Origin of the sequence: Stappia sp. (genome assembly GCF_048261845.1) — a bacterium.
Taxonomy (GTDB): Bacteria; Pseudomonadota; Alphaproteobacteria; order Rhizobiales; family Stappiaceae; genus Stappia.
Map to the genome: position 1 here is coordinate 1 of NZ_JBLXFR010000052.1, position 17411 is coordinate 17411.

The window sequence follows — 17411 nt, forward strand, 5'->3', positions numbered from 1 at the left end:
GGGATTGCCGCTGAAGCTCCACTGATGCCCCTTCGCCCGGCCCAAGGGCGAGCGGCGGGCCGTCAAGTTCCCGCAACAGCTTGCGTTTCATCGCCCTTGCATAGTCCTCGAAGCCGCGCGCGACCTCGACAAAGGCGCCAGGACCGCGAATGACCCGGTTGCGATAGTAGCGCACCGGATCGGGATGATCCCCGGCAATGGCGAGCCCGTTGACCGTGATTGCCGAATAATCGAAGGCGCGATAGGCGCTTTCGGGCGGAAATCCCTCGTTGTTGATGCCATCACCCGCCATGTCGACGACACGGCGGATACATTCGCGCGGCGCGCGTCCGTGATGTATCGCCGCGTAACCGAGTGCATAGCCGAGCGCCGTCGGATAACGGCGATGACTGCGCGGCGTGTCCGCGAGCCGGTCGGCGAAACGGGCGATCTCCTCCGGCGTTTCAAGCCAGGTCCAGTCGGCCTTCACGACCTGCTGCTCCCGCCCGCTCCACTCGAAGGCACTGGCCAGCAGGCCGCCGGTGGCACGGATCGCGGCACCCACCTGCGGATCGCGGAACGCTTCCGCCAGGCCCTGGCGCTGCAGCTCGTATTCGCTGTCGTCGACGCTGGAGGACACATCGATGGCAAGCACCAGCGCCAGCGGGCAGGCATGCGCCGCAGGCGCCGCGCCCAGCGCCAGCGACAGCGCCGCGACCATCGCCGCACCGGAACGCGGGAAAGCTGTGGTCCGGATATCCATGCCGGAGAGTGTATGGCATCCGCCGCGCAGGACAATGGCGTTCGGGCAGCAGAACGGGCCTGCCGCCTGAAACGGTCCTTCAGCGCTTGTCGACCTCGATCCCGATACCGACGAGCCTGCGCAGCAGCGCCTCAAGCGGCCCTTGCCCGACAAACCTCAGCCAGACAAAGGCGAACACGATCTGGCCGAGATTGATCGCGAAGGCAATGGCCAGCAACTGGTGATGCTCCAGCGTGCCGAACAGGCCCAAGCCGACCCCGTAGAACAGGGCGACGCAGATTACGGTCTGACCGACATAGGTGGTCAGCGGGATCCGCCCCACCATCGTGAAAGGTGTCAAGAGAACCCGCGCGATCCGGCCCCGCGCCAGCAGGCTGGCGAGCCCGATCAGGCCCAGGCACAAGAGCAGCCGTCGCAGATTGTAGAGATAGGCGTCTGCCGACCCGACAGACCACTCGGAATAGCCCGGAACGGCGGTGGCCCCGTGAATGAGAAACCCGAGGACAAGTCCGCCGGCAAGACCGATGGCGGCCATCGCGGCGTATTGGCCGTTCGTCCAGCGCCCGGAAAACGCGCCGAGGCGAAACAGCGCCATGCCGAAGAACATCATTGCGCCGACATCGAGAACATGATCGGTGAAGAACAGCGTCGTCTGTTCCTGGAAGGTCTCCAGCGCCAGCGTGCGCACCAGATCGGTATAGCCTGCAAGCCGTTCGTCCATCTCGGCAAGCGCCAGCCGCTCCAGTTCCTCGAACATCGCGACCTCGTCCTCGGTCTCGCTTGCCCCGGCTTCGGCGAGCGCCTCTCCGGCAGGCGCCGGATCCGCAGGCACCGTATCGCCGCCGACTTGCGGCGCGCTGCCGCCCTCGAGGCTCTCCGTCTGGCTGGCATCGAAGGCATCGCTGGAAATCTGGTCGAGCGACCAGCCCGTGCCGTCCTTGAGCGAGGACACCGCGAAGATGGCGATGCCGATCAGGAGCAGCCGCCGTCCCGACATGTTGCGGAAGGCGAAGAGGAACATGCCAAGTATGCCATAGACATAAAGGACGTCATGCGGCCAGAGCAGCACGTAGCCATGAACGAGGCCAAAGACGACCAGCCACATCAGACGGCGGAAATAGAGGTCCGCGGCAAGCAGCCCGCCGGGGCGCCGCGCATGCCTGTCCAGCAGAAGCAACGCCGTCGCGCCGAAGATCAGCGAGAACATGCCGCGCATGGTGCCGTCCACGAAAATCACGACATAGAGCCAGGCGGAAACGTTGGAAACGACGTTCTCGCCCCATTCCTCCGGCAGCGAGAACGCCACGGTGGGCAGCCCGAAGACGAAGATGTTGCGCCAGAGAATGCCGAGCGCGGCAAACCCGCGCAGCGCGTCGAGCACGACCAGTCGATCCGACCCGGGCGCGTTCGCGACCCTGTCGGCACTGGCCGGGCGGATACTTTGGTCCACTTTGATTTTTCCGGAAAGGGAGTGTCGATCTCTCCTTTACGACCGAACAACGAGTCGCACAAGCGCCACGAATGAAAGCGGCCGGACCTGGCGTCTGTACGCCGGGTCCGGCCGCTTGCGGTCAAACCGACCGTTCAGGCAACTCCACGCCATCCACGCGGTGCCATTCCCGGGCACCTGCGCATCAGCGCGGTGCCATGCGGATCGAGCCGTCGAGGCGGATCGTCTCGCCGTTGAGCATCGGGTTCTCGCAGATCGCCGCGACGAGGTCGGCGTATTCGTCAGGCTTGCCAAGACGCGAGGGGAACGGCACCTGCTGGCCGAGCGAATCCTGCACTTCCTGCGACAGACCGAGCAGCATCGGCGTCTCGAACAGGCCCGGCGCGATGGTCATCACGCGAATGCCGGACTTCGACAGGTCGCGGGCGATCGGCAGGGTCGAGGCGGCAACACCGCCCTTCGAGGCGGCATAGGCGACCTGGCCGATCTGGCCGTCGAAGGCGGCGACGGAGGCCGTCGAAACAATAACCCCGCGTTCGCCGTCACCGGTCACCGGCTCCAGCGCCGACATGGCGGTCGAGGAATGCGCGATGCAACGGAACGTGCCGACGAGATTGACCGCAATCACCTTCTCGAACATGTCCATCGGGTGCGGCTCGCCGCGCGAGGTCGTCTTGGCGACCGGCGCGATGCCGGCGCAGTTGACCAGGATGCGCTCCACGCCGAAATGCGCGCGCGCCGCGGCGAAACCCTTCTCGACGCTGTCATTGCTGGTCACGTCGACGGCAACGAAAGCCCCGCCTATCTCGGCGGCGACCGCCTCGCCCTGCTCCACGTTCATGTCGAACAGCGTGACCTTGACGCCGGCCGATGCAAGACGGCGCGCCGTTGCCGCGCCAAGTCCGGATGCGCCACCGGTAACGACGGCGGAAAGACCTTCCCCAAGCTTCATGTTCACTCCCCGGTTGTGTTGCCGGCGGCATTGCACCGCCTGGCAGAATTGGATGGTGGCAAGAGGTGGCAGGAAGGACGGTTCCGGTCAAGCGCGCATGACAGCACAGCGGGCATGCCCTCTCACGCGATCACGACGAGGTCGACCGGTGCGGCAAGACCGACGACCGCCTGCCCGGGACGCCTCTCGGCCACGGCGGCGTCGAAGCCCTGCCGGCTTGCGGCTTCAAGGGTCGCGGCGTCGGTGAGGACGGTCGACCCCTGCACCTTGTTGGCGTCCTCCAGCTTCGCCGCGCGGTTGACCGCATCGCCGATCACGGTGAATTCCAGCCGCCCGGCCGCCCCGACAACGCCGGCGGTTACCGGCCCGAACGACACCGCCGCGCCCGCACGCAGGTCCTCCGGCCAGCCCAGAACGGCAAGTTCCGGGCCGAGATCGGCAAATATCCGGGGAAGTTCCCGCCCCGCCCGCAGCGCATCCGCTGCCGCCGTGCCGCTTGGCGAGACCGCGCCGAACGTGGCGAGAACACCGTCGCCCAGAAACTTGTCCACCTGCCCGCCATGGCAGCCAATCACGCCGAGCACCGCCTCCTGGTAACGGGCGAGCACGGCCATCACCGTTGCCGGCGGCAAGGTCGCCGCGATTCGGGTAAAGCCGCGAATGTCCACCATCATCACCGCGGCCTCGCGCAGGCTGCCGCCACCGGCGACAAGCGTCTCGTCCGCATCGGTGATGGAATGGGCGACCTCGGGCGCGAAGAAGCGGCGCAGGTCCTCTGCCGCGGCATGGTCGCGCACGGAATCGAGCAGCATCCGCCGCCCCCTGTACAGGGCAGCAGAAAGGCAAAGCGTCACGCCGACGATGACGATGATCTTGTCCAGCTCGGCGCCGATCAGGATCGCGTTGGAGGTGAGATACTCGACATAGTTCCGGGTGATGTACATCTCGCCCATGTCGCGCGTCACCGCATAGGCGACCAGGGCGATCCAGCCGAGCGCGCCGACCAGGCCCGTGATCAGGACGAAGCGCGGATCGAAGCGCAGCGCCCGGAGCGCGATGAACAGGAACAGGTACATCAGCGTCGGCGCCTTCAGGTAGAAGGTCGCCGGCTGCGCGTACTGGATGTGGAAGGAGAAGATCAACCCGCACAGCAGCGTCACGTCGACGACGATGGAGACGACGAGATACCAGACCGGTAACTCGAACCGGTAAGACAGCGCGACACGGAGCACGGTGAAGACAAAATAGGCCGCCAGCGCCAGCGGCACGAAGTTGAACCCGTCCGCTCCCTCGGCACGCGGCGCCAGCGAATAGAGCATGGCGAAGAACAGCACCATGGCAAGCTGCACCCAGCCGATCAGCCGCTCGGCCTGCGTCTCGCGGGCGGAAATCTCGGCACGCACCCGCAAGGGAACGCCGGCAGCGCCGCCGGCGGGCCGCACCGGTTCGATCGCAGGTTCGCTTTCCAATGTCATCGCCCGCTTCTCCCTCCGCCTTCCGGCAGGCTGGTCACCGACACACGGCAGGTCCGGCGAGGCGGCAGGCAACGCCTTGTCGAGGGCGGCGAACCGCCGTCTCACCATACCGTGAAGCGGCGAGCGGTGGTCACGGCACCCATCAGGGCGTCAGCACCATCCCCTCGCGGCCGACCAGCGCGCCTGGATGGCGGCGGGCGGCCTGCTCGGCAATCGCGTCGAGCGCATCGTCGCTGCGGCGCGGATCATGGTGGAACAGCACGGGGCGGGCGACCCCGGCCTCCAACGCCAGTTCCACGCCCTTTTGCCACGTGGAATGGCCCCAACCCGTGAAACGCGGATATTCCTCGTCCGTGAACATGGCGTCGTAGATCATCACGTCGGCGCCCTCGACGAAGCGACGCACCGCCCGGTCGATCTCCGGATCGCCATGCTCGTGGTCGGTAATGATGCAGATGGACTTGCCCCCATGCTCCAGCCGGTAGCCGGTGGCCCCGCCCGGATGGCTGAGGGCGACCGTGCTGAGCGCGATCTCGCCGTCGCGCGGAAGCGGGCCGCCGGGCCGGAAGCTGGCGAAGGAAACGGCGCGCAGGCTGTTGGCGGCGACCGGAAAGATCGGCGGCGACATGATCCGGCAGATGATGTCCATCAGGCAGGAGCTGCCGGCGAGGTGTCCGGCCCATGCCTTTATGGCGAAGCGGTCGTCATAGGCAGGGGTGAAGAATGGAAGCCCGCAGATATGGTCGAGATGCGTATGGGTAAAGAACATGTCGAAGGCGCGCGGCGGGCGGGCATGCAGCTCGCCGCCCAGGTTGCGTGCACCCGACCCGCAGTCGATCAGCACGATGTCGTCGCCGGCGCGTATCTCGAAGGACGTGGTCTCCCCGCCATAGCGCAATGTCGAGGGCCCCGGTGTCGGCGTCGATCCGCGCACACCCCAAAGCTTCAGGGAGAAAGTCACCGATCCGTCATCCCGTTCATGTCGATCCGTCGGATGACTGCAGGGCCACGAGGGCCTGGGTGGTGCGATCCAGGCGTTGCGCGAGCGTGCGCATAACCTCAAGCGACATGTCGGGAAACTCCTTGAGAAGGCTCAGGAAACCATCCTTGGAGATCGTCAGGACGTCCATCTCCGTCGCCGCCACGACCGTGGCCGTGCGGGGAACGTCGCACAGGATCGCGATCTCGCCAACAATCGAATGTTCCCCCACACGGGCGACCGTGCGTTCACCGTCGCCCGTGCGCACCCGGATTTCCGCCTCGCCGTCCAGGATGATGAAGGCGGAATCGCCCTCGTCCCCCTGATCGCAAAGATGTTCCTCCGGCGCGAAATGACTTCGGTCGGAAATGAAGGCCAGGAGCCTCAGCTTCGTTGCGTCGATGCCGCGAAACAGCGGCACGCGCCGCAATGCATCGACTTCCGCGTCAAGGGTCACATGTCCTCCTTCGGGAAGCGTGCGGCCGGTTCGGACGCGTCCGGTTCCTCGTTCGACTGCGGGATGTCCAGCCTGATCGTCCGGGTCATTGCTCGCTCTCCCGGTCCGCCGCCAGGCGTCCCTGTTCCATCACGATACTATGGTCGAATTCGTTCGCCACGATCAAATTCGACGCGCCGAACAACAGCATGCGGCCTTCCAGTTCCTTGCGAACCGCGTCGCGCAGAGCCTTGTCGTCGTCGCTGGTGCCGGCCGCCGTCTCGTCGAGGATGGTGACCGGAGCACGCTTCATCAGCGCACGCACGAGGGCGACACGGCGCCGCTGCCCGGCGGACAGGCGCGAGCCGGCTACCCCGACATGGAAATCGAGCCCGGCGCGCACGATCGGGCGGCGCAGGTCCATCTCGTCGACAAGGGCGCGGATCAGCCGGTCGATCTGCTCGCGGGCATCGCGGCGGTCGACGCGCGGACGGCCGAACAGCAGGTTGTCCTCGATGCTCATCGGCGCCACGAACCGCTCCCGGTCGAAGACGACGAAGCGCTGCCGCGCACCGGCCAGATGCTTGTGGAAGACCGACCGCGCCGCAATGATCTCGCCGCGCATCTCGTCGTCGAGCACGCCGAGACGGTGACGGGCGGGGATCAGCTTGAAGGCAAGACCGATGAGCCGCTCGCGGTCCGCCGGCGTCAGGCTGCCCTTGCCGGCCTCGGAACGGGCGAGGCGGGTGATGCGCTCGAACTCCGGCAATTCGTCCTGGGTGATGAAGGAGTAATCGCCAAGCAACCCCGAATCGCCGCTGACATTGGCGAACAGCTCGACCATCGTCGTTGCGATCTTCAGGCCGATTCCGACCAGCCTGTCATAGAGCCCGGTCTCCTTGAGCGCCGCCAGAACGTCGGCGTCGCCGGCCAGCGTGTCGATGCCCACGGCCGGGTCGGACGGAGCCGCGAACAGAAGGTTTTCGGCCACGCTGGCGGAATTGTTGAAGCGGTCGATGTGCCACAGCTCGACCATCGCCGCGAGCCGGCCATCTCCTTCCACGCGGTCGGCGAGCGCACGGCGCACGGCAAGCACGCGCTCGGCGAATTCCGGATGCCGGCCGGGATCGATCGGCGATTGCAGCCCCATGCGGAACACGTCGGCGGCAAGCCCCGTCGCCTCGATCAGCTCCAGCGCGCGGGCATCGAGACCGTCCGCGGTCTCGCAGCCGGCCGCGTCCAGGTCCTCCCATTCCGCCTCGATGTCGTAGTCGGGATTCCGGGTGGCACGGGCCTCGGCGAGCCGTCGAACGTGCTCGCTCTTCGCCTCGCCCTCCCTCTCGGGGGGGCGCAAGGGGCGATGGCGCAGGCCGTAGAGCACGTTGTCACGCACGGTACCGGTCCACACATGCACGGAAGAGCCGACATAGGCGATCTGGCGTCCAAGCACCGCCTCGCTCAGGGTGTCGAGGTTGCGCCCGCCGATCTCGACCCTGCCGCTGGTAGCCCCGAGAAGGCCGGCGGCCAGTTGCAGCACCTCGGAGCGGCCGGACCCGTCGGGGCCGATCACCGCGACATGCGTGCCCTCCTCCGCCTTCAGGGACACCTCGAAGACCTCCTGCCCGGCAGCCCCGCCGGAAAAGCTTGCATTGCGCATGACAAGGTCGCCGGTCAGCGGATCGCCGTTGCCATCGTCTGTCAGGCGCGCGACCGGATAGATGTCGGCCGGATCGAAGTTTTCGACCACCGTCTGGTACTTCACGTCGACGTCGGCGACCATCTGGTAATAGGCCAGCAGTTCCTTCCAGGGACCGGCAAGGTCCTTGTAGGCGGCGATCACCGCCAGCAAGGCGCCAAGCGACAGGTTCCCCTCAATGACCAGCCAGCCGCCAATCAGGTAGAACAGGAACGGCGTCAACTGGTTCATGAAGTTATTGAGAAACTTAATGAAATACTTCCAGTTGAAGATCCTGAACCGAATCTTGTAGTTGGTGTAGAAGCGGTCCGAAAGGTCCGCCGAATGCCAGGCCGACGCATCGTTGGCGTGAATCTCGGCAACGCCGCCAATGCTCTCGCCGATCTTGTCGGCGATGACGCGGACGTTGCGCACGCGCTTGCGCGACAGGAGCACCACCTTCCGCTGCAGCTTCGGGATGATGTAGGCCTGCATCGGGTAGGACGAGATCGCGGCAAGCCCCAGAAGCGGGTCCTGCATGAAGATGAAGCCGATCTGCACGACCAGCATGCCGCCCTGATATGCGGGAAGGGCCACTGCCTCGCCGATGAACCCGCCGACATCCTCGACCTCCGAGGTGATCATCGGAATGATCTCGCCCGAACTCACCTTCTTGAAATGCGGCAGGCGGAAACGAAGAACCCGCTGGAAGAGATCGAAACGCAGGCGCCGCAGCATCCGCTCGCCAAGCCTGCCCTTGTAGACATTGAGCACCAGCTTGATGCCATTGGACAGCACGACAAGGCCAAGGAAGGTCAGGCACAGGAGGACCAGGTAGGAAATCTGGTCGAACTCGAGCGTCGCGACCTCGCGCGGAAAGTTCTCGCCCTCGATCGCGTCATTGACGATCAGCTTGGGCAATTCCAGCAGCGCATAGGTCACGGGATAGGCAATCACCGTGATCAGGAGGATCACGAGTTGCTGTCTTGCGCTGTAGCGCCAGATGAAACTGAAAAGGCTTTTTTCCATCGTCGGTCGCGTTATGGGGTCGCGGGCCTGTTTCACCATCCGGCGTCTAGGTTGGCGGCATCATAACGCAGAGATGGCAAACCGCCAGCCGGAACCCGCCCCCTTGTCGGAGACAATGTCATCTCTCCCCGGGGAAGTGCACCATGCACATTTGCATCCCACCCGCCTCTTGCGCCCGGCGGGCACGGCGGCTAGAGAATGGTGAACACTGGGGATGCGTGGTCGTGCGTCAGGGCGGGTACGCTGACCGAATGGGTAGGCATGACCAATAGCTCCCCGAAAGTGCTGATCTACAGCCACGATTCCTTCGGCCTCGGCCACCTGCGAAGGTGCCGCACCATCGCGCATGCGCTGACCCGCAGATTCACGGACATGTCCGTTCTGATTCTGTCCGGCTCACCCATCATCGGCAGCTTCGAATTCCGCTCGCGCGTCGACTTCGTGCGCATTCCCGGCGTGATCAAGCTCCGGAACGGCGAGTACACGCCCCTGTCGCTGTCGCTCAATATCGAGCACATCCTGGCGATCCGCACCTCGATCATCGAGCACACCGCGAAGATCTTCGACCCGGACATCCTGATCGTCGACAAGGAGCCGCTCGGCCTGCGCGGCGAAATCCTGGGCACGCTGGAGATGCTCAAGCAACGAGGCAACACGCGGCTCGTCCTCGGCCTGCGCGACGTGATGGACGACCCGACCGTGCTGCGCGAGGAGTGGACGCGCAAGAATGTCGATCCGGCACTCGAGGCACTTTACGACGAGATCTGGGTCTATGGTCCGCCGGACCTGCACAACCCGCTGGACGGCATGGGGCTGCCGGCTTCGGTGCACGCGAAAACCCTGAATACCGGGTATCTGCGCCGCGACGTACCCGACGACGCGCGCATCACCGAGCCCCTGCCGTTCGACGACGAACCCTATATCCTGGTGACGCCGGGCGGCGGCGGCGATGGCGTCGAGATGGTCGACTGGGTGATGCGGGCCTACGAATCGCGCGCGCAACCGCTGTTTCCGGCCCTGATCGTGCTCGGCCCCTTCATGCCGGCCCAGGCGACGGCGGATTTTCAGGCCCGTGCCGAGCATCTGCGTGACGTTCACATATTGCGCTTCCTGCCGACCATCGAGCCTTACATGGCCGGAGCCAAGGCGATCGTCGGCATGGGCGGCTACAACACGTTCTGCGAAATACTGTCCTTCGACAAGCCAACCCTTCTGGTGCCGCGCGTCGTTCCGCGCCGCGAACAGTCGATCCGCGCGACGCGTGCGGAAACGATCGGCCTCCTGAAGGTCCTGCCGATCGACGAGTATCCGGACGTCGACAAGATGACCGATGCACTGGCCGAGCTTCCCTGGATGGAACCGCCCTCCACCGCCGGCGTCGACAACCTCCTCGGAGGCCTCGACGTGATCGGCGACAGGGTCGAGCGCATTCTCGCCGACCGCCCCGCGGTCTCCCGCCCCCTGACGGCCGTCAACGCCGTCTGAGGTGCGCCTTTCCTCGTTCAACCGGTATCCGTGAATGTCTCGCATCGCCGTCGTCGTCAAAGGCTATCCACGCCTTTCCGAGACCTTCATCGCACAGGAGATGCTGGGACTGGAGCGGCGGGGCATCGCGCAGCTGATCGTCGCCCTGCGCCGCCCCTACGATCCGTTCATCCACGAGGTGCACCGGCAGATCTCCGCCGACGTGCTCTACCTGCCCGAATACATCAAGGACGACCCGGCGCGCGTCGCACGGGCCAGGCGATGGGCCGAAAGACAACCGACTTTCGCTGCCGCCCGCGCCCTGTACGAGGCCGATTTCGCTCGCGAACACAATACCAACCGGCAGCGGCGCTGGGGTCAGGCCTGCGTGCTGGCGCATGAACTTCCCGAAGACGTCACCTGGATCCACACCCATTACCTGCACACGCCCTGTTCGGTGGCGCGCTACGCCGCCCACCTGTCGGGCCGCAAATGGTCCTTCTCGGCCCATGCCAAGGACATCTGGACGAGCCCCGACTGGGACCTGCGCACCAAGCTCGACGACGCGGCCTGGGGGGTCACCTGCACCCGCGTCAATGTCGAGCACCTGAAGACGCTGGCCGCCGATCCGGCGAAGGTCGACCTCGTCTATCACGGGCTCGACTTCTCCCCCTTCCCGCAGCGCAAGGCACATGGCCAAGGCGACGGCGGCGCCACGGGCACGGTGCGCCTGCTCTCCGTCGGCAGGGCCGTGGAGAAGAAGGGGTATGACGATCTCCTGGCGGCGCTTGCCCGCCTGCCGGAAGGGCTCGACTGGCATTTCGAGCATATCGGCGGCGGAGAACAGGGCAGCCGGCTGAAGGATCTGGCCGATAGCCTCGGTCTTTCCGGCCGCATCACCTGGCACGGGGCGAAACCGCGCGAGGACGTGATTGCAGCCGCGGCACGCGCGGACCTTTTCGTGCTCGCCTCCAAGGTGGCGAAATCCGGCGACCGCGACGGCTTGCCCAACGTGCTGATGGAGGCGCAGGCCATGGGCCTGTGCTGCCTGGCCACCAACGTCTCCGCCATCCCCGAACTCGTCCGCAACGGGGAGACCGGCGTGCTGGTGCCACCTGGCGACCCGGCGGCGCTGGCCGATGCTCTCGCCGCCCTGATCCGCGACCCGGCGCGACGGGCCCTGCTGGGCACTGCCGCAAGCGAAGACGTGCGGACGCGGTTTTCCGCCGACCCGGGCCTCGATCTCCTGGCACAGCGCTTCGCCAAGGTGCTTTGAAGGACAGGGGCCGCCCCATGCGCATCGCCTTCACCGCCCCGATGAAACCGCTCGACGATCCGGTCCCCTCCGGCGACCGGACCATGGGACGGTTGATCGTCAGGGGGCTGGAGCAAGCGGGGCACGACGTGCGGATCGCCTCGCGGTTCCGCTCCTGGCGGGCAAGCGGCGGCCTTGATGAACAACGCGCCGTGGAGCGCCTGGCGCGTGCCGAGGCGGAGGCGATCGCCCGGCAATGGCAGACGGAAGGCTACCGGCCCGACCTCTTCCTCACCTATCACCTCTATCACAAGGCGCCCGACTGGATCGGCCCGGCGCTCGCCGACCGTTTTGTCCTGCCCTATGCGGTGATCGAGGCAAGCCGCGCGCCGAAGCGGCGGGCGGGCGAGTGGGAGCACGGTTTCGCCGCCGCCGATGCGGCCCTGCACCGGGCCGACATGGTGGCTGCCCTGCACCGGGCCGACCGGGAATGCCTCGCCGCCGTCGTGCCCGAGGCGCGACTGGCCGTGTTCCCGCCCTTTCTCGACGAACGTCCCTTTGTCGATGCGCCGCGCATCCAGCCGCCTGCCGATACTCCCCCAAGGCTGCTCGCCGTCGGGATGATGCGGGAGGGCGCCAAGATGGCGTCCTACCGGCTGCTTGCCAAAGCGCTCGCCAGGCTGGACGACCGTCCCTTCTCCCTGACCATCGCCGGCGACGGGCCCTGCCGGTCCGAGGCCGAAGCACTGTTCGCCGGCCATGGCGCCCGCTTCACCGGCGCTTTGGCGCCGGAGGAGATGCCGGCGCTTTACGCTACCCATGACATTCTCGTCTGGCCGGCGATCCGCGAGGCCTTCGGCTTCGTCTTCCTGGAAGCCCAGGCGACAGGCCTGGCGATTGTCGGCGGTGACACGTTCGGCGTTCCCGATGTGGTCGCCGAGGGGGTGAGCGGGCTTCTTGCACCCGAGGGCGACATCGATGCCTTCGCCGCGACACTCGCCCGGATGATGAACACGCCCGGCCTTTCTGCCCGCATGGGCACGGCCGCGCGCGCGCATATCCTCTCCCGTCACGGGATGGCGGCCGGCGCGGGGCGGCTGGACGCCTTTGTCGCGCATGCCTTGCGGAACCACGCGGCCCGCGCTACCGCTTCGCCAAGATGACCCGATCCGCCTTCATCCATGTCCAGCACCTGCTCGGCACCGGCCACGTGTTTCGCGCCGCCGCCATCGGTCACGCCCTCGCAGCGCGCGGGATCGAGGTGACGCTTGCCACCGGCAACACGCTGCCGCCGCTGCTCGATACGGCCGGCCTGACCGTCGTCGAGTTGCCGCCGGTCCGGGCTTTGGACGCCCGCTTCAAGACCTTCCTGACGCCGGACGGGCGCGAGATCGACGACACCTGGAAGGCGGCGCGGCGCGATGCCACGCTTGCAGCCTTCGCGGCGCGCGATTTCGACCTGGTGCTGACGGAGACATGGCCCTTCGGCCGCCGGCCCTTCGCCTTCGAGATGGAGCCGCTGGTCGCGGCGGCTCAGGCGCGCGCTCGCCCTCCCCTCATCGCCGCCTCGATCCGCGATATCCTCGTGCGCAAGCAGGAGATCCGGAAAGAGGAGGAGATGGCCGAGCGGGCGCTTGCCGCCTACGATATCGTCCTCGTCCACTCCGATCCGGAATTCGTGAAACTGGAAGACAGTTTCCCCTTCACCGAGCGTATCGCCCATCTGCTGCGCTATACGGGCTTTGCGGAAACCGGCAATGGCAGTGTCCCCGCACCCGGTGCAGAGGGGCAGGATGAGGTGATCGTCTCGTGTGGCGGCGGTGCGGTCGGCGCCGGTCTGCTGGCGGCCGCCATCCCGGCGCGCGCGCTTTCCCACAGCGCGGGCGATTGCACCTGGCGACTGCTCGCCGGTCATGACATCGACCCCGAGACCTTCGACAGCCTCCGCGCGCAGGCGGGCGACGGCCTCATCGTGGAGCGCGCCCGGCGCGATTTCACCGCTCTTCTTGCCCGCGCGCGGCTCTCCGTCAGTCAGGCCGGCTACAATACGGTGCTCGACATCCTGCGTGCCGGGGTGCCGTCCGTCCTGGTCCCCTTCGCCCAGATCAAGGAGACGGAGCAGCAGCAACGGGCCGACGCGCTCGCCCGCCACGGCCGCGCCGTCTCGATCCCGGAAAAGACACTGACCCCGGCGAGCCTCGCCGCTGCCGTAGACGCGGCGATCGCCCTGCCGCGCCGCCGGATCGAGGTGCAACTGGGCGGCGCAGAGCGGGCGGCGGAGATCCTCGCCGAGGCGCTGGAGGCACGCGGATGAGCGCGGCGGCCGCCACCGAGGCGGACTTCCTCGTCTGCCGCGACAAGCTCGTGCGCCATCTCGACTGGTTCGCCGAGCGCGGCCTTTCGGTTCCCGTCTGGTGGCGCGACGATGACGCCGTGGAGCCGACGCCGGCGCTGGAGCGGCTGCTGGCCATCGCCAATGCGCACGGGATCGAGGTGGCGCTCGCCGTCATTCCGAAAGACGCAACGCAAGCGCTGGCGGAGCGGCTTGCGGGCGAACGCTTCGCATCCGTCCTGCAGCACGGCTACGAGCATCGCAACTTCCAGGACAAGGCACGCGGCGAGAAGGCGGCGGAACTCGGCCGGGCCCGCGACCCGGACGAGGCCCTGACGCTGATCGCCAAGGGCCGCGAGCGGCTTGTGGGCCTCTTCGGCGAACGCTTCGTGCCTGTCATGGTGCCGCCCTGGAACCGCATCGCACCGCGCATCTCGGCGCGTCTTGGCGAGGCCGGCCTTGTCGGGCTCTCGACCTTCACCCAGTTCCATCCGCGCGCGCTGACCCACGTGCAGACCCATATCGACATGATCAAGTGGAAGAAGGGACGGCGCTTCATCGGCTGGCGATCCGCCAGCCTGCGCTTCGATTTCCATCTGGCGCGACGGCGCACCAACCCGGACGAACCGCTCGGCATCCTGTCGCACCACCTGGCGCAGGACGAGGCCTCGTTCGACTTCCTGGACAGGATCTTCGGGATCCTCGCCGAGCATCCCGGCGCCCGCTTCGCACGGATCGCCGATCTGCTGCCCCGGCCCGTCCGAAGCTGACCCTCAGGCCGCCGGCTTCAGCAGGCGCAGCCGCCAGGTGACGTTCTTCTTGTCGGAGGTGAGACGGTAATCGTCGAGCACGTCCCAGTCGGGACCGTCGGTCGCCTCCCAGAGCCGGGCGATCAGCCGATTGGCGCCCGATTCGAGGCGCTTGGGCGAATACATGGACACCGCGATGACGCCGCCCGGCGCCAGAAACGGCACGTAGCGGGCGACCGCCGCGGCCGGATCGTCGGAGAAATGCAGCACCTCGTTGAAGACGATGGCCGAGAAGGTCTCGTCCTTCTCGGGTGCGAATGTGTGCAGGTCGCCGGCGCGCAACGACGCGATCCGCGGGTCCACATCGGCAATGCCCAGCGCCGCAGGGGCGAGGTCCACGCCGACATACCGCCCGATCCCCATCGGCTGCAGGCGCTCGTAGAGCAGCCCCTCACCGCAGCCAAGGTCGAGCACGTTGTCCAGCGACCCGTTCAGCGACAGCCACATGCCGATGATGCCATACCGCCCGCTTTCAGGCAGGTCACGCAGGAACGACCAGCGCCCGCGCCGGTATTCCTCGTCCCATCCGTCGGCGGTCGATGCGTTCTTGGACATGCCTGTCTTCCTGTTCACCTTCACTGGCCGCAGCTCGTGCTGCGATGCGCCATCACTTATACGGGTCGGCCGCGTCACGCAAACCGTCTCCCAGGAAGTTGAAGGCCAGAACCACAATGATAATGGGCAGGACGGGCGCCATCAGCCAGGGATAAACGACCACAACGGAGATATCCTGGGCCTCGTTGAGCAGCACTCCCCAGGAAACGGCCGGCCGGCGCAGGCCGAGATTGAGGTAGGAAAGCGCCGTCTCGCCGAGAATCATCGCCGGGATCGACAGCGAGGCCGAGGCGATGATGTGGCTGGTGAAGCCGGGCAGCAGATGCTTGCGGATCACCCGCGAGGGACGGGCCCCCATCAGCAGCGCCGCCTTGGCGTATTCCTCCTCGCGCAGCGCCATCAGCTTGGAGCGTACCGCGCGCGCCAGCCCAGGCCAGTCGAGCAGGCCGAGGATCACGGTGATGCCGAGATAGATCCATACCGGCGACCAGGTAACGGGAAGCGCCGCCGAAAGCGCCATCCAAAGGGGCAGTTCCGGGAGCGAACGAAGAATCTCGATGAGGCGCTGGATCGCGCTGTCTATGAGGCCGCCAAAAAAGCCTGCGATCCCGCCGAAAAACAGGCCGAGAACGATGGAGATGGTGACGCCCACGAGACCCACGGTCAGCGACAGGCGCGCGCCGTAGATCAGCCCGGAAAGAACGTCGCGCCCGAGCCGGTCCGTTCCAAGCAGGTAGAGCGTGCCCCCCTCGGCCGGACAGACGAGATGGAAGCGCGCATCGAAAAGCCCCCAGAAGCGGTAGTTCGAGCCCGAACAGAAGAACCGCAAGGGCTGCACGTCCTCCCGGTCCTCGGCATAGACCCAGCGTACCGTCTCCAGATCGATGCTGGCCTTCGAGCCGTAGACGAACGGCCCGACGAACGACCCTTCATGGAACAGGCGCAGTGTCTGCGGCGGTGCATAGAGGTGATCGTTCGAGCGTTCGTTCGGCGAATAGGGCGCGATCAGCTCGGCAAAGGGAACACAGAGATAGAACAGGATGAGAATGACGCCGGACCACACGGCGATCCTGTGGCGGCGGAATTTCCACCACATGATCTGCCACTGGGATGCCTGGTAGAAGCGCTCCTGTTCCGGCGACAGCGTTTCCGTCTCGACCGGATTGAAAGCCTCCGGATTGACGTAGTGGCCGGTTTCCTCGCGGATGCTCATGATGCTGCCTTTCCGCCGAGACGAATGCGCGGGTCGAGCACCGCCAGCAGCAGGTCGGAGACCAGCATGCCGACCAGCGTCAGGATCGCAACGAAGAGAAGGATGAAGCCTGCCAGGAACTGGTCCTGCGACTGCAGGGCGTTGAGCAGGACCGGCCCGACGGTCGGCAGGTTGAGCACCACGGAAACGATGACCGAGCCGGAGACGAGCGAGGGGATCAGGTTGCCGATATCGGCGATGAACGGGTTGAGCGCCATGCGCAGCGGATACTTGACCAGCAGACGCGCCTCGCGCAGGCCCTTGGCCCGCGCCGTCGTCACGTACTGCTTGTGCAGTTCATCGAGAAGGTTGGCCCGCAGGCGCCGGATCATCGCCGCCGTGCCGGCGGTGCCGATGACGATGGTGGGCACGATCAGATGCGCCAGGATCGACAGCGCCTTCGCCAGGCTCCAGGGCTGGCCGATATATTCCGGCGCCATCAGCCCGCCGACCGACAGCCCGAACCAGAGATTGGCGAAATAGAGCATGATCAGGCCGAGCAGGAAGTTCGGCGTCGCGAGCCCGATATAGCCGATGAAGGTGAAGCCGTAGTCGCCCCACGAGTATTGCCGTGTGGCCGAATAGATCCCGATCGGGAAGGAGACGATATAGACGAAGAGGATGGTCGCGGTATTGAGCACGATGGTCAGCGGCAGCGTCGGGCCGACCACCTCGGAGACCGGCTTCTCGTATTCGAACGACCAGCCCCAGTTGCCCTGCAGCAACCCGTCGAGGCCGTGGACGCCAGGCCACAGGCCGATCCAGATCAGGAAGCGCTCCACGAAGGGGCGATCGAGCGCGAACTCGGCGCGCAGGAACTCCAGCTTGGCGATGGACGCGCTTTCGCCGGCGGCACGCAGCGCAGCGATCTGGTTGGAGATATAGTCGCCGGCCGGCAATTCGATGATGACGAAGATAAGCAGGCTGATCACGAACAGCGTCGGGATCATCGTCAGCACCCGGCGCGCAATGTAGTAAAGCATCAAGCGGTCCCCCAGCACCGCGC

General features: G+C 66.3%; 15 protein-coding genes. 5 read left to right on the forward strand and 10 right to left on the reverse strand.

Features of this window, described 5'->3' with window-relative positions; genetic code table 11:
• The 7 genes from ACN0T5_RS17055 to ACN0T5_RS17085 form a co-directional block, all read right to left on the reverse strand.
• On the reverse strand, positions 1-742 hold a 742-nt coding region (locus ACN0T5_RS17055), incomplete at its 3' end, for a DUF1194 domain-containing protein (protein WP_417769818.1).
• Between the two features lie 79 nt (positions 743-821).
• Positions 822-2192 carry a DUF418 domain-containing protein gene (locus ACN0T5_RS17060; RefSeq protein ID WP_417769819.1) on the reverse strand — a complete coding sequence of 457 codons (1371 nt, stop codon included), beginning with the start codon at positions 2190-2192 and terminating at the stop codon, positions 822-824.
• A 184-nt stretch (positions 2193-2376) separates the two neighbouring features.
• Positions 2377-3144 carry an SDR family NAD(P)-dependent oxidoreductase gene (locus ACN0T5_RS17065; RefSeq protein ID WP_417769820.1) on the reverse strand — a complete coding sequence of 256 codons (768 nt, stop codon included), beginning with the start codon at positions 3142-3144 and terminating at the stop codon, positions 2377-2379.
• Between the two features lie 122 nt (positions 3145-3266).
• Entirely contained in the window at positions 3267-4619 is a 1353-nt protein-coding gene (locus ACN0T5_RS17070; protein ID WP_417769821.1) for an adenylate/guanylate cyclase domain-containing protein, read from the reverse strand.
• A gap of 142 nt (positions 4620-4761) precedes the next feature.
• Positions 4762-5580 carry an MBL fold metallo-hydrolase gene (locus tag ACN0T5_RS17075; protein WP_417769822.1) on the reverse strand — a complete coding sequence of 273 codons (819 nt, stop codon included), beginning with the start codon at positions 5578-5580 and terminating at the stop codon, positions 4762-4764.
• Between the two features lie 16 nt (positions 5581-5596).
• Positions 5597-6055, reverse strand: a complete 459-nt coding sequence (locus ACN0T5_RS17080; protein WP_417769823.1) for a cyclic nucleotide-binding domain-containing protein — start codon at positions 6053-6055, stop codon at positions 5597-5599.
• A gap of 85 nt (positions 6056-6140) precedes the next feature.
• A complete protein-coding gene (locus ACN0T5_RS17085; RefSeq protein WP_417769824.1) occupies positions 6141-8738 on the reverse strand; it encodes an ATP-binding cassette domain-containing protein in 2598 nt (865 codons plus the stop codon).
• Between the two features lie 261 nt (positions 8739-8999).
• Here ACN0T5_RS17085 and ACN0T5_RS17090 point away from each other — a divergent pair, with 261 nt between their 5' ends.
• From ACN0T5_RS17090 to ACN0T5_RS17110, 5 genes are read left to right on the forward strand one after another with little or no spacing between them, the layout of a single operon-like run.
• Complete coding sequence (locus tag ACN0T5_RS17090) at positions 9000-10223, forward strand: glycosyltransferase family protein (protein WP_417769825.1); 1224 nt, start codon at positions 9000-9002, stop codon at positions 10221-10223.
• A gap of 34 nt (positions 10224-10257) precedes the next feature.
• Entirely contained in the window at positions 10258-11478 is a 1221-nt protein-coding gene (locus ACN0T5_RS17095) for a glycosyltransferase family 4 protein (RefSeq protein ID WP_417769826.1), read from the forward strand.
• A gap of 17 nt (positions 11479-11495) precedes the next feature.
• Positions 11496-12620 carry a glycosyltransferase family 4 protein gene (locus ACN0T5_RS17100; protein WP_417769827.1) on the forward strand — a complete coding sequence of 375 codons (1125 nt, stop codon included), beginning with the start codon at positions 11496-11498 and terminating at the stop codon, positions 12618-12620.
• A complete protein-coding gene (locus tag ACN0T5_RS17105) occupies positions 12617-13771 on the forward strand; it encodes a glycosyltransferase family protein (protein ID WP_417769828.1) in 1155 nt (384 codons plus the stop codon). The genes ACN0T5_RS17100 and ACN0T5_RS17105 overlap by 4 nt, the downstream gene beginning before the upstream one ends.
• The gene (locus tag ACN0T5_RS17110; RefSeq protein WP_417769829.1) at positions 13768-14559 is read left to right on the forward strand and encodes a polysaccharide deacetylase family protein; all 792 of its coding nucleotides are present in this window, start codon (positions 13768-13770) and stop codon (positions 14557-14559) included. Before ACN0T5_RS17105 ends, ACN0T5_RS17110 begins: the two co-directional genes overlap by 4 nt.
• A gap of 3 nt (positions 14560-14562) precedes the next feature.
• Here ACN0T5_RS17110 and ACN0T5_RS17115 read toward each other — a convergent pair whose 3' ends face one another.
• The 3 genes from ACN0T5_RS17115 to ACN0T5_RS17125 are packed head-to-tail and all read right to left on the reverse strand — an operon-like array spanning position 14563 to position 17388.
• The gene (locus tag ACN0T5_RS17115; RefSeq protein WP_417769830.1) at positions 14563-15153 is read right to left on the reverse strand and encodes a class I SAM-dependent methyltransferase; all 591 of its coding nucleotides are present in this window, start codon (positions 15151-15153) and stop codon (positions 14563-14565) included.
• A gap of 52 nt (positions 15154-15205) precedes the next feature.
• A complete protein-coding gene (locus ACN0T5_RS17120; RefSeq protein ID WP_417769831.1) occupies positions 15206-16366 on the reverse strand; it encodes an ABC transporter permease in 1161 nt (386 codons plus the stop codon).
• Positions 16363-17388: an ABC transporter permease gene (locus ACN0T5_RS17125; RefSeq protein WP_417769832.1), complete on the reverse strand. Its 1026-nt coding sequence runs from the start codon at positions 17386-17388 to the stop codon at positions 16363-16365. Before ACN0T5_RS17125 ends, ACN0T5_RS17120 begins: the two co-directional genes overlap by 4 nt.
• Between the last annotated feature and the right edge of the window lie 23 nt (positions 17389-17411).

Bases quoted from the DNA above. Each gene is read 5' to 3' on its own strand.
- ACN0T5_RS17115 (WP_417769830.1), bottom strand. From the start codon at position 15,153: ATGTCCAAGAACGCATCGACCGCCGACGGATGGGACGAGGAATACCGG.
- ACN0T5_RS17105 (WP_417769828.1), top strand. From the start codon at position 12,617: ATGACCCGATCCGCCTTCATCCATGTCCAGCACCTGCTCGGCACCGGC.
- ACN0T5_RS17065 (WP_417769820.1), bottom strand. From the start codon at position 3,144: ATGAAGCTTGGGGAAGGTCTTTCCGCCGTCGTTACCGGTGGCGCATCC.
- ACN0T5_RS17090 (WP_417769825.1), top strand. From the start codon at position 9,000: ATGACCAATAGCTCCCCGAAAGTGCTGATCTACAGCCACGATTCCTTC.
- ACN0T5_RS17120 (WP_417769831.1), bottom strand. From the start codon at position 16,366: ATGAGCATCCGCGAGGAAACCGGCCACTACGTCAATCCGGAGGCTTTC.
- ACN0T5_RS17095 (WP_417769826.1), top strand. From the start codon at position 10,258: ATGTCTCGCATCGCCGTCGTCGTCAAAGGCTATCCACGCCTTTCCGAG.
- ACN0T5_RS17125 (WP_417769832.1), bottom strand. From the start codon at position 17,388: ATGCTTTACTACATTGCGCGCCGGGTGCTGACGATGATCCCGACGCTG.
- ACN0T5_RS17070 (WP_417769821.1), bottom strand. From the start codon at position 4,619: ATGACATTGGAAAGCGAACCTGCGATCGAACCGGTGCGGCCCGCCGGC.
- ACN0T5_RS17100 (WP_417769827.1), top strand. From the start codon at position 11,496: ATGCGCATCGCCTTCACCGCCCCGATGAAACCGCTCGACGATCCGGTC.
- ACN0T5_RS17085 (WP_417769824.1), bottom strand. From the start codon at position 8,738: ATGGAAAAAAGCCTTTTCAGTTTCATCTGGCGCTACAGCGCAAGACAG.
- ACN0T5_RS17110 (WP_417769829.1), top strand. From the start codon at position 13,768: ATGAGCGCGGCGGCCGCCACCGAGGCGGACTTCCTCGTCTGCCGCGAC.